Genomic DNA, 10,960 nt, shown 5'->3' with positions numbered 1-10,960 from the left:
CACCGTCAGACGGCGATCAACACACCGAAACGGAGGTCGCCTGAAACACCCCGATCCACAGGTATTGACAATTGCTCCTGGCGACGGGGCTGCTGACGCTGCATCAGGTGACGGGCGACCCGTCCTGGCTGACTGCCGCGCACTCCCTCCTCGACACCGCGCTCACGCACTTCACCGATCCCGACCGTGGCGGCCGCTGGTTCGACACCGCCGACGATGCTGAGGCCTTGCTGGTGCGCCCCGCCGACCCGGTCGACGGGGCGACGCCGTCGGGCGCGTCGTTGGTCGCCGAGGCGCTGCTGACGTTCGCGCACCTCGCCGCCGAACCCGAGCGGTACGTCAACGCGGCCGCTGCCACGTTGGCGGCGGCGACCCCGATCCTGGCCCGTTCGCCGCGCGGCGGTGGCCACTGGCTGGCGGTCACGGAAGCGGCCGTCCGCGGCCCCATCCAGATCGCGGTGGCGAGCACCGGGCCGGATTCGGAATTGCTCCGTGCGGCACGCAGATTCGCACCAGGTGGCGCCATCGTCGTCGGCGGTGCCGAAGGGTCGTCGGTGCTGCTCGACGGGCGTGGCCGTGTGAACGGCCAGGACGCCGCATACGTCTGCCGCGGCCAGGTGTGCGACCTGCCGGTGACGACGGCGGGGGATCTCGCCGCTGCCCTCGGGGCGGCCGTGTAGCGTGCGGCGCATGCCCAGCGCTGAGCAGATCACCGAAAACGTCAACCGCTACCTGGACCTCGTCGACGTCGCCGACGCCGACGGGATCGCGGAGCTGTACGCCGTCGATGCCGCCATCGAGGACCCGGTCGGCGGTGAGGTGCACGTCGGCCGTCAGACGATTCACGGCTTCTACTCGAACATCGCCGGCACGAAGAACTCCCACGAACTGCACACCCTGCGTGTCTGCGGCCACGAGGCCGCGTTCTACTGGAGCCTGACCGTCAACAGTGCCATGCGCATCGACATCATCAGCACCATGAACTTCGACGCCGACGCCAAGATCACGTCGATGAAGGCGTACTGGGGCCCCGCGAACGTCACTCAGCTCTAGCGATTTGTGCACGATTTTCCGCGCCTACCGCGGAAAATCGTGCACAAATCCCTCAGGAGAAGACCGCGAACCACATCGCGATGTAGTGGCAGATGGCCGCCACCGCGGTGCAGGCGTGGAAGAACTCGTGGTGCCCGAACGTCCGGGGCCAGGGGTTGGGCCACTTGAGCGCGTAGAGCACGCCGCCGATCGAGTACAACGCGCCACCGACGATCAGCAGCACGACGGCCGTGACGCCCGCGCCGTCGAGGATCGGGCCGATGAACCACGCCGCCACCCAGCCCAACAGGATGTACAGCGGCACACCGAGCCAGCGCGGTGCCGTCGGCCAAAGCATCTTCAGGGCCACGCCGGCCAGCGCGCCGCTCCACACGATCCAGAACAACAGCCAGCCGTCGGTGCGGACCGCGAGGAGCGCGAACGGCGTGTAGCTGCCGGCGATGAAGATGAAGATCATCGAGTGGTCGAGGCGCTTCATCCAGATGCGGGCGTTCTGCGACTTCCAGTTCACCCGGTGATAGGTGCCGCTGACGGTGAACATCGCCACGATGGTGAAGGTGTACAGCAACGTCGCCAATCCGGCGCGCGTGCCCTGCATGGCCCACGACACGGAAACCAGTGCAGCGCCGGCAAAGAACGCAACGACCGCCGAGTAGACGTGGATCCAACCGCGGGCGCGTGGCTTGCCGAAAAACTCGACGACGCTTTCCACGACCACGTCGGGAAGCGTTTCCGAATGGCGGAGCACCGCGGCGGCACGGTACGGCTTGGTCATGTTCGACGGTGCCTCAGCCCGCTCGGAGGCAGCCGGATCTGTATTGCTCGGAGCGGTCAACGTTCCTCCACTAACAGCCATGGGATACCCAGAAGTCCACAGTAGTCTGGTTTCTCGTGGACATCATTCCCCCGCGCCTCAAGGAACCGGCATACCGGCTCTACGAGCTGCGGCTGCGTCAGGAGCTTGCGCACTCGAAAGCGCAACTGCCACGCCATATTGCGGTGCTGTGCGACGGCAATCGGCGCTGGGCCCGTGAGGCAGGTCACGACGACGTCAGCTACGGCTACCGCATGGGTGCCGCCAAGATCGCCGAGGTGCTGCGCTGGTGCCAGCAGGCCGGCATCGAGATGGCGACGATCTACCTGCTCTCCACCGAGAACCTGCAGCGCGACCCGCAGGAGCTGGCGCCGCTGATCGAGATCATCACCGACGTCGTCGAGGAGATCTGCGCGCCCGACAAGAACTGGACCGTGCGGACCGTCGGCGACCTCGAGCTGCTCGGTGAGGAACCGGCCAAGCGGCTGCGCGACGCCGTCGAGTCGACCGCCGAGCACACCGGTGACGGTTCGTTCCACGTCAACGTCGCCGTCGGTTACGGCGGCCGCCAGGAGATCGCCGATGCGGTCCGCACCCTGCTGAGCAAGGAGCTCGCCAACGGTGCGACGGCCGAGGAACTCATCGAGGCGGTGACCGTCGACGGCATCTCCGAGAACCTCTACACCTCGGGCCAGCCCGACCCCGACCTCGTCATCCGCACGTCGGGGGAGCAGCGGCTCAGCGGATTCCTGTTGTGGCAGAGCGCGTATTCGGAGATGTGGTTCACCGATGCGCACTGGCCGGCCTTCCGGCGGGTGGACTTCCTGCGCGCCCTGCGTGACTACACGCTGCGGAACCGCCGCTACGGGAAATAGCGTTCGTGCCAGACTGAAGCCATGGCTGCGCTGTCGGCAGTGGTCTTCGCCCTGAGCTGGTGGCTGGGGCTGTATCTCCTGGCGCGCGATCCCCGCAAGCCCATCCTGGCGTGGTCCGCGGTCGGGTTGTGCAGCTTCGCCGTGGTGGTCGCGGTCGACGCCGTCCGGCTGGCGGGCGACGCACCGACCGGCCCGCTCAGTCACATCGAGGCGTATCTGGCCGTGCTGCCCGGTATCGCCTGGCTCACCGTGCTGCTCGAATTGTCCCGGCCCGTCGACTCGGCGCGGAGCCGGTGGGGCTTCGTCGCGGTGGCGACGGTGGCAGCCATCGCATTGGTGGGCGCCGGGATCTCCGGTGGCGTGCACCCGCCGCTGAGCCCCGGGCACTGGGTCATGGTCGGGGCCATCGCCCTGTCGGCGTTCGGTGCGCTCGTGCTGGCGGTACGACGGCTGCGCCGTGGTGCGTCGTCGCGCAAGATCGTCCCGCCGGTGGTGGCGGCGACGTTGTTCTTCGGGCTCGGCAACGCGATTCTGCTGATTCCGCTGGGGCTGTTGCCGAGCTGGTTGGTGCTGGCGTCGGCGGCCTTCGACGTGCTGCTGCTCGGTATCGCGGTGGCCTGGTGGGACGCCTTCGACGAGGGGCAGGCGCTGCGCGCGGGGATGCGTCGCTCGCTGGTCGGCAGCATGGCGGTGGCGGTGCTGTTCGGTGGCCAGGTGCTGATCGGCCTGGCGGTCACCGGCGAGCACCTGGCGCTGATGGTGTTGTTGTTCACCAGCCTCGCTGTGGCGATCGCCATCAACGTGCTGGCCGATCCGCTGTCCGGGCTGCTGGACCGGCTGGCCTTCGCCCGCGAGCCCGATCTGCGGGCCGACCGCGCCGCGCTGCGCCGTACCGAGGCGGCACTGCCGCTGCGCGCCACCAACCCGCTCGACCACGTCGACGACGAGACCTTCGTCCGCCTGACCCGGCGGGCACTCGGCCACTACGCCGACCTCTCCAAGCTCGTCGCGTCACCGTTGACGACCCTCCCCGTGATCGACGAAAGACTGGCCCGCCGTGGCGCACCCGACCAGCCGCTGGAGCGCGCCAACGAACTCAAGGATTTGCTGGCCGACCGCATCGCGGCCCTCAAGCCGCGGGATGGCGGCGAGTTCGGCACCACCGAGCAGTGGCGCTACTACAACTCGCTGTACTTCCCGTACGTCGTCGGGGTGCGGGCCTACGCGCAGAACGCCACCGCGGCCGGGCTCGACCCGGTGGCGCGCCAGGCCTGGCAGTGGTTCGTCACCGAAGTGCCGCAGCGGTCGCTGCACAACTGGCAGAACGCGGCGGCGCGGGTCATCGCCGCCGACTTGCGCGGTACCCCGGTGTCGACGCTGACCTAGGCACTTCACCTCGCTGACCTGCGGTTGGCAGTGCCTGGCAGTAATCGGCAGCGTTTGGTGCAGACCGGGCGGCCCGGTTCGAGCAGTGTCGTGGGTGTCCCCAACCGGCACCGCAAGGAGCGACCGCCATGACCGCAATCAACCCCGGGCTCCACACCCGCCCACTGTCCGACAGTTCCGATTCCCTGCTCCGTTTCGCCCTCCGCGTCGACGGCACGCTGTGCTCGCTCACCGGCCTGCTGATGGCGTTCACCGCTGACCCGCTGTCCCGCTTGTCGGGGCTCTCGGCGACATCCGAATGGATCATCGGCGCGGTGTTGGTCGTTTGGGGGTTTGCTCTGTACGTCATGGCCGCCGTGCCCAGGATTCGGCGCGTCGGGACCGGCGTGCTGATCGGCAATCTCATCGGCACCGTCGCGGTGCTCGGCGTGCTGGCTTCCGGGGTGCTGCCGCTGACCGCGGCCGGCAACGTCCTGGTGCTGGCCGTCATGGCCGTGGGCCTCGGCTGCGCCTGGCTGCAATACCTCGGAGTGCGCCGTCTGGCGTGACTCCCTTCCCGCCGGGCGGGGGCGTCGCTGAAAGAGGTTGCAGTTGACGTCCCCGCGCCGGCCTTCCACCCCCTCCACCGAAAGGAAACTCATGACCACCACCACCGCACCCGCCCGCGTCCGCTCCGACCGTCTGTTGCGTCTGGCCCTGCGTGCCGACGCCCTCATCAGCGGCACCGGCGGCGTCATCTTGGCGGCCGCGGCCGGCGCCATCGCAGCGGAATCCGGCATCCCGCGGCCCGCCGTCTACGTGCTGGCCGCCGTCCTCGTCGGCTACGGCGTCGGCGTCTACGGGCTGTCGACCCTGGCCGCGGTGCGTCGTCCCGGCATCGCGGTGGCGATCGCCAACGTGGTGTTCACCATCGCCGCGGTGCTGGCCGTCATCGATGATGTCTGGCCGCTGACGACGACGGGCGTGGCGATGATGATCGTCAGCGCCGTCTACACGCTGGCCATGGCGGAGCTGCAGTACCAGGGCGTCCGTCGCGCCTGACCCTGAGGGATTTGTGCACGATTTTCCGCGCCGACCGCGGAAAATCGTGCACAAATCCCTGTTCAGAGCTTGCGGAGGCGCAGCCGGTTGATGGAGTGGTCGGCGTCTTTGCGCAGCACCAGCGTCGCCCGGGGCCGGGTCGGCAGGATGTTGTGGATCAGGTTGGGCAGGTTGATGGACTGCCAGATGTCGCGGGCGGCGAAGATGGCCTGTTCGTCGGTCAGCGTCGAGTAGTGGTGGAAGTGCGACTGCGGATTGGCGAACGCGCCCGCCCGCATCGCCAGGAACCGCGACACGTACCACTGCTCGATGTCCTCGATGCGGGCGTCGACGTACACCGAGAAGTCGAACAGGTCCGAGATCATCAGGGCCGGTCCGGTCTGCAGGACGTTGAGGCCCTCGATGATCAGGATGTCGGGGTGCCGGACGACGACCTTCTCGCCGGGCACGATGTCGTAGATCAGGTGCGAGTACACCGGGGCGGACGCCTGATCGGCGCCGGACTTGACCGCGGTGACGAACCGCATCAGCGCGCGACGGTCGTAGCTCTCGGGAAAGCCCTTGCGGTGCATGATCTTTCGCCGCTGGAGCTCGGCGTTCGGGTACAGGAAGCCGTCGGTGGTCACTAGGTCGACACGCGGGTGGTGGCCGAACCGGGCGAGCAGCGCCTGCAGCACGCGGGCGGTCGTCGACTTGCCGACGGCGACGCTGCCGGCCACGCCGATGATGAACGGCACCGGGCGGTCCGGATTCTGCTGCGGCTCGCCGAGGAACTCCGCTGTCGCGGCGAAGAGGCGCTGCCGGGCGGCGACCTGCAGATGGATCAGACGGGCCAGGGGCAGGTAGACCTCTTCGACTTCCAGCAGGTCGAGCTGCTCGCCCATACCGCGCAGGCCCAGCAGCTCATGAGCAGTGAGTTTCAGGGGAGTCGCCATACGCAGCGCGCGCCATTGGCGCCTGTCGAACTCGACGTAGGGACTCGGCTCGCTCGGCCGCGGCATGTGCTCAGTCTTGCAGTCATTGCCGGGCGATGAACGCGGGGGTACCGGCTAACGTGGGCGGGTATGAGCGCTGGGCATATCTCGCTGCCGGTTCCCGACACCGTCGCCGACGGCTTGATCCGCGAATACCTGCTGCTCGGTCTGCGGTTCGACCGCATCGAGGAGGGCTACGTCGACTCGTTCACCGGCGACCCGGCATTGCGGCAGCAGGTCGCCGACGAACCCGCGCCGGACCCCGCGGCGGTGGCCCGCCAGGCCCGCCGGCTGCACGGCGAGGTCGATGCTTCCGGGCTGGACCCGCAGCGTGCGGATTACCTGAAGGCGCATCTGCGGGCCCTGGACTGCGCGGGGCGCAAGTTCGCCGGCGAGGACGTCGGCTTCGTCGACGAGGTCCGCGACTACTTCGACGTGTCCATCGCCAAGGGCGACGAGGACCGCTACCGCGAGGCGCATCGACTGCTCGACGAGGCGCTGGGCGGCAGCGGCCCGCTGGTCGAGCGCATGCAGGCGCACCGGTCCGGCGAGGAGATTCCGCCCGAACGGCTCGAGGAGTGCATCCACGCGTTCTCGTCCGCGCTGCGCGACCGGGTCCGGGTCGACTTCCCGCTGCCCGATTCCGAGACCATCAACTACGAGATCGTCACCGACAAGCCGTGGTCGGGCTTCAACTACTACGAGGGCAACTACCGGTCGACGGTGGCGGTCAACGCCGACCTCAAGCAGCAGATGTCGAACCTGCCGCGGCTGGTGGCGCACGAGTCGTACCCGGGCCACCACACCGAGCACTGCCGCAAAGAGTTCGGGTTGGTAGCCGGTCAACATCAGGCCGAGCAGACGATCTTCCTGGTCAACACCCCGCAGTGCCTGATGGCCGAGGGCCTGGCGGACCTGGCGCTGTACGCCGCGGTGCCCGAGAACTGGGGCGCCTGGGCCGCCGAGATCTACCAGGACCTGGGCCTGCGCTTCGATGGCGAACGCGCAGAAGCGATTTCACAGGCCAGCGCGGCCCTCGCCGACGTCCGCCAGGACGCCGCGCTGATGCTGCACGACGAGCACCGCGACGCCGACGACGTGGTCGCCTTCCTGCAGCGCTGGCTGCTGACGAGCCCGGAGCGGGCCCGGCAGTCCATGCGGTTCCTGTCGTCGCCGCTGTGGCGCGCCTACACGTCGACATATGTCGAGGGCTACCGGCTGCTGCGCGGCTGGCTCGATGCCCGGCCCGCCGATGTCAGCCTCACCGCGCGGTTCGGCCGCCTGCTCGACGAGCCACTGATCCCGTCGTCCCTGCGGAATTAGGCGCCGACGGTGTGGACCCTGCCGCGGGACAGCGCGGGCAAGGCCATGCCACTCAACGTCCTGTTGGTGGTGTGGATGGCGGTCGGGCGGGGACTGTTCGTCCAGCTGGGCTGGATGACGGTATTCGTCGTCCTCGTCTCGCCGGTGCTGCTGATCTGCCTGACGATGACGACCAGGATGATCCGGCAGCTACCCGGGCGGGAGCTGACCCCTGCCCAGACCCGCGCGCAGGTGGCCGTGTGGTCGGCGATGTTCGGCTTCGGCGTGTTCTGCGCAGACGGCGGCGACAGCGGCACCACGTCGTCGATCCTGATGAAACTCCTCGGCGAGCCGTCCTGGTCGGAAACGGTGAGCGAGCTGCTCTGGTCGGCCTGCGTCATTGCCGGACCCGTCGCGTGGTGCGTGCTGTTCTCCAAGCTCACCAAAGGCCTCGCGCCCGTCCAGCCGCCTCACCCACCCACGGGATATCCAGGCCCGGGTCAGGTGAACGGCCACGACCGGCCCTATTAGGCTGAACGCATGACCTTGGATTCGACTGTATCGGGCGCTTCTGCCTCGTCCGGCCTGGGTGCCGGGTACGCCGCCACCGCCAGCGAGGCCTACCAGGCGGCGCTGCGGGTCATCGAGCAGGTTGAGCCCCGCGTCGCCGACGCGACGCGCAAAGAGCTTGCCGACCAACGCAGTTCGCTGAAGCTGATTGCGAGCGAGAACTACGCGTCGCCGGCCGTGCTGCTGACCATGGGCACCTGGTTCTCCGACAAGTACGCCGAGGGCACCGTCGGGCACCGGTTCTACGCCGCCTGCCAGAACGTCGACACCGTCGAGGCCCTCGCCGCCGAGCACGCCCGCGAGCTGTTCGGCGCCCCCTACGCCTACGCGCAGCCGCACTCGGGCATCGATGCCAACCTGGTTGCCTTCTGGGCCATCCTGGCCACCCGTATCGAGGCCCCCGGCCTGGCCGAGCTCGGCGCCAAGCACGTCAACGACCTGTCCGAAGAGGACTGGGAGAAGCTGCGCAACAAGCTGGGCAACCAGCGCCTGCTCGGTATGTCGCTGGACACCGGCGGTCACCTGACGCACGGCTTCCGCCCCAACATCTCGGGCAAGATGTTCCACCAGCGCAGCTACGGGACGGACCCGCAGACCGGCCTCATCGACTACGACGCCGTCGCCGCTGCCGCCCGCGAGTTCAAGCCGCTGGTGCTGGTCGCCGGCTACTCGGCCTACCCGCGCCGCGTGAACTTCGCCAAGATGCGCGAGATCGCCGACGAGGTCGGCGCCACCCTGATGGTCGACATGGCCCACTTCGCGGGTCTGGTGGCCGGCAAGGTGTTCACCGGCGACGAGGACCCGGTGCCGCACGCCCACGTCACCACCACGACGACGCACAAGTCGCTGCGCGGCCCGCGCGGTGGCCTGGTGCTGGCCACCGAGGAATACGCCCCGGCCGTCGACAAGGGCTGCCCGATGGTGCTCGGCGGACCGCTGTCGCATGTGATGGCCGCCAAGGCCGTGGCGCTGGCCGAGGCCCGTCAGCCCGAGTTCCGGAGCTACGCGCAGAACGTCGCCGACAACGCCAAGGCGCTCGCCGAGGGCTTCCTCAAGCGCGGCGCGACGCTGGTCACCGGCGGCACCGACAACCACCTGGTGCTGCTGGACGTGCAGTCGTTCGGCCTGACCGGCCGCCAGGCTGAGTCGGCGCTGCTGGACGCGGGCGTTGTCACCAACCGCAACGCCATCCCGAACGACCCGAACGGCGCCTGGTATACCAGCGGCATCCGCTTCGGCACCCCCGCGCTGACCACGCGCGGCTTCGGCGCCGACGAGTTCGACAAGGTCGCCGAGCTGGTGGTCGACGTGCTGAACAACGCCTCGGCAGACGCCGGCCCGAACGGCCCGTCGAAGGCCAAGTACACGCTGGCCGACGGCACCGCCGACCGCGTCCGCGCGGCCTCGGCCGAGATGCTCGACGCCAACCCGCTGTACCCGGGTCTGACGCTCTGATTTGACGCCGAAAGTGGGGCCTGTGGCCGGAGGATCGCGAGATTCTCGGTCATAGGCCCCACTTTCGTGTGTGCCGCTTGGCGAGAAAGCCGATGTGCACGGCGCACACCTCGGTAGCCTGAGCTGCGGCCGAGGAGGTGGCAGATGGGCAGTGAGGTGCTGGCCGCGATCATCGACTATTTCGCCCAGAACAAATATGCCTTCGTCAAGGGCGTGATCGCCGAGATCCTGGACGCAGTGCCCGAACTCAGCGACCCGTCGTTCCATGAGATCGTCGCTGTCAATGCCACCGAGAGCCTGGACCTCTTCCTCGACGTGCTTGCGAACGGCCTTGACCCACAAAGCATCTCGCCGTCCAGCCTCGCCATCGCCAACGTCGAGCGGGCGGTGACCGACGGTGTGCCGCTGACTGCGATCCTGCGGGCATACCGCGTCGGGCATGGCCGCATGCTCAGCACCTGTCTGGCCGAGATGCCGGCCGATGCACCCGGGGCGGCCGAGGCCATGATCGAGGTGGTGAATCTCAGCGGGTCGCACAACGGTCGGGTCACCGAGCAGATCACCGCGCTGTACGAGGACCGGTTGACACAACGTGTCCGCACTGACGAAGCGATCCGGCGGCAGTGGATCACCCGCCTGCTAAATGACTCTGAACCCGATGTGGCGCAAGCGGAATCGGCGCTCGGATACCGGCTGTCTGGCAGTCACCTCGCCGTCGAGGCATGGGCGGACGACACCGCGGACGCCGACGCGTTGCCCAAAGTAGTGACGGTCCTGCGTCAGGTGCTGCCAGGAGTCGATGACGTCCTTGTCTTAGGCGGGGAATCGCAACAGCGCATCTGGTTGCGTCTGCCGGCGGCCGTCCGGGTGGACCACGACGAACTCGCAAGACGATTGTGTATCAACGGATTGCGCGTCGCCGTCGGCCGGCGCGGTGAGGGGCTCGACGGTTTCCGCTCGGCGGCGCGGACAGCAGCGCGGGTCAAGGAATTGGCCCGGTCCGCACCCCATGAACCGCAGGTCGTGCTGTTCGACGACGTTGCTTCAGTCGCGTTGCTGGCAGACGAGCCGGCCGACCTCGCGGCGTTCGTTGCCGCCGTCCTCGGCTCGCTGGCGGACGACGACGCGCGGTGCGAGCAGCTACGCGAGACCATCCGGGCCTTCCTGGCCGCCAACTGCAGCTACACCGAGACCGCGAAGCGCACGATGTTCCACCGCAACACCGTCTACCTCAGGGTCCAACAGTCCGTCGACCAATACGGCCTGCGCCTGGACGCCGACACCCTGACGGTCGCGCTGGCCCTGGAGATTTGCCGCTGGTACGGCGGACGGGTGCTTGCGCCGGTTTCCTGAGCTTGCGGCTGGGTGATGTGCATTTTGCACATGCCGGCCCGAAAACGCTGGTCTGAGCACCCATTGGTTCAGCACAGCGATCGCTCATATCGTGACGTGGACGACAATTTCGTCGAGCTGTTCACCACATCACACCC

The 10,960-nt window shown here is 68.3% G+C and carries 11 protein-coding genes and 1 pseudogene; 10 read left to right on the top strand and 2 right to left on the bottom strand.

Annotation, left to right across the window (positions count from 1 at the left end; translation table 11 throughout):
- Positions 1 to 77: 77 nt before the first annotated feature.
- A pseudogene (locus ACJH6H_RS24125) lies at positions 78 to 680 on the top strand (hypothetical protein); the annotation flags it as partial.
- A gap of 10 nt (positions 681 to 690) precedes the next feature.
- A complete protein-coding gene (locus ACJH6H_RS24120) occupies positions 691 to 1,053 on the top strand; it encodes a nuclear transport factor 2 family protein (protein WP_133425511.1) in 363 nt (120 codons plus the stop codon).
- A 52-nt stretch (positions 1,054 to 1,105) separates the two neighbouring features.
- Here ACJH6H_RS24120 and ACJH6H_RS24115 read toward each other — a convergent pair whose 3' ends face one another.
- On the bottom strand, positions 1,106 to 1,828 hold the full coding sequence (locus ACJH6H_RS24115; RefSeq protein ID WP_020099204.1) for a hemolysin III family protein: 723 nt from the start codon (positions 1,826 to 1,828) through the stop codon (positions 1,106 to 1,108).
- Positions 1,829 to 1,944: 116 nt separating this feature from the next.
- On the opposite strand from ACJH6H_RS24115, the gene ACJH6H_RS24110 reads away from it, so the two are divergent.
- The 4 genes from ACJH6H_RS24110 to ACJH6H_RS24095 all read left to right on the top strand — a co-directional run bounded on the left by ACJH6H_RS24110 (position 1,945) and on the right by ACJH6H_RS24095 (position 5,169).
- Positions 1,945 to 2,742 carry a (2Z,6E)-farnesyl diphosphate synthase gene (locus tag ACJH6H_RS24110; RefSeq protein ID WP_346415204.1) on the top strand — a complete coding sequence of 266 codons (798 nt, stop codon included), beginning with the start codon at positions 1,945 to 1,947 and terminating at the stop codon, positions 2,740 to 2,742.
- Positions 2,743 to 2,763: 21 nt separating this feature from the next.
- The gene (locus tag ACJH6H_RS24105) at positions 2,764 to 4,128 is read left to right on the top strand and encodes a hypothetical protein (RefSeq protein WP_406775957.1); all 1,365 of its coding nucleotides are present in this window, start codon (positions 2,764 to 2,766) and stop codon (positions 4,126 to 4,128) included.
- 128 nt (positions 4,129 to 4,256) lie between these two features.
- Positions 4,257 to 4,676, top strand: coding sequence for a hypothetical protein (locus ACJH6H_RS24100; protein WP_020099207.1), 420 nt, complete (start codon positions 4,257 to 4,259; stop codon positions 4,674 to 4,676).
- A gap of 91 nt (positions 4,677 to 4,767) precedes the next feature.
- Positions 4,768 to 5,169, top strand: a complete 402-nt coding sequence (locus tag ACJH6H_RS24095) for a hypothetical protein (protein ID WP_346415202.1) — start codon at positions 4,768 to 4,770, stop codon at positions 5,167 to 5,169.
- A gap of 62 nt (positions 5,170 to 5,231) precedes the next feature.
- Here the strand turns inward: ACJH6H_RS24095 and coaA are convergent, their stop codons facing one another.
- The gene (coaA, locus tag ACJH6H_RS24090; protein WP_133425516.1) at positions 5,232 to 6,170 is read right to left on the bottom strand and encodes a type I pantothenate kinase; all 939 of its coding nucleotides are present in this window, start codon (positions 6,168 to 6,170) and stop codon (positions 5,232 to 5,234) included.
- Between the two features lie 63 nt (positions 6,171 to 6,233).
- On the opposite strand from coaA, the gene ACJH6H_RS24085 reads away from it, so the two are divergent.
- From ACJH6H_RS24085 to ACJH6H_RS24070, 4 genes are all read left to right on the top strand, one after another.
- Positions 6,234 to 7,466, top strand: a complete 1,233-nt coding sequence (locus tag ACJH6H_RS24085; protein WP_346415201.1) for a DUF885 domain-containing protein — start codon at positions 6,234 to 6,236, stop codon at positions 7,464 to 7,466.
- A gap of 9 nt (positions 7,467 to 7,475) precedes the next feature.
- Positions 7,476 to 7,976: a hypothetical protein gene (locus ACJH6H_RS24080; protein ID WP_346415200.1), complete on the top strand. Its 501-nt coding sequence runs from the start codon at positions 7,476 to 7,478 to the stop codon at positions 7,974 to 7,976.
- A gap of 9 nt (positions 7,977 to 7,985) precedes the next feature.
- Positions 7,986 to 9,470 carry a glycine hydroxymethyltransferase gene (locus tag ACJH6H_RS24075; protein WP_346415199.1) on the top strand — a complete coding sequence of 495 codons (1,485 nt, stop codon included), beginning with the start codon at positions 7,986 to 7,988 and terminating at the stop codon, positions 9,468 to 9,470.
- 144 nt (positions 9,471 to 9,614) lie between these two features.
- Positions 9,615 to 10,823 (top strand): helix-turn-helix domain-containing protein, encoded by a 1,209-nt coding sequence (locus ACJH6H_RS24070; protein ID WP_346415198.1) that lies wholly within the window; start codon positions 9,615 to 9,617, stop codon positions 10,821 to 10,823.
- The last annotated feature ends 137 nt before the right edge of the window (positions 10,824 to 10,960 follow it).

The sequence above is a fragment of the Mycobacterium sp. SMC-21 genome, from assembly GCF_045310825.1.
Taxonomy (GTDB): Bacteria; Actinomycetota; Actinomycetes; order Mycobacteriales; family Mycobacteriaceae; genus Mycobacterium.
This window is presented reverse-complemented; position numbering and strand designations above follow the sequence as displayed.

Coding starts and splice junctions, on each gene's coding strand:
- ACJH6H_RS24105 (WP_406775957.1), top strand. CDS start 2,764: ATGGCTGCGCTGTCGGCAGTGGTCTTCGCCCTGAGCTGGTGGCTGGGG.
- ACJH6H_RS24095 (WP_346415202.1), top strand. CDS start 4,768: ATGACCACCACCACCGCACCCGCCCGCGTCCGCTCCGACCGTCTGTTG.
- coaA (WP_133425516.1), bottom strand. CDS start 6,170: ATGCCGCGGCCGAGCGAGCCGAGTCCCTACGTCGAGTTCGACAGGCGC.
- ACJH6H_RS24100 (WP_020099207.1), top strand. CDS start 4,257: ATGACCGCAATCAACCCCGGGCTCCACACCCGCCCACTGTCCGACAGT.
- ACJH6H_RS24070 (WP_346415198.1), top strand. CDS start 9,615: ATGGGCAGTGAGGTGCTGGCCGCGATCATCGACTATTTCGCCCAGAAC.
- ACJH6H_RS24120 (WP_133425511.1), top strand. CDS start 691: ATGCCCAGCGCTGAGCAGATCACCGAAAACGTCAACCGCTACCTGGAC.
- ACJH6H_RS24085 (WP_346415201.1), top strand. CDS start 6,234: ATGAGCGCTGGGCATATCTCGCTGCCGGTTCCCGACACCGTCGCCGAC.
- ACJH6H_RS24075 (WP_346415199.1), top strand. CDS start 7,986: ATGACCTTGGATTCGACTGTATCGGGCGCTTCTGCCTCGTCCGGCCTG.
- ACJH6H_RS24115 (WP_020099204.1), bottom strand. CDS start 1,828: ATGACCAAGCCGTACCGTGCCGCCGCGGTGCTCCGCCATTCGGAAACG.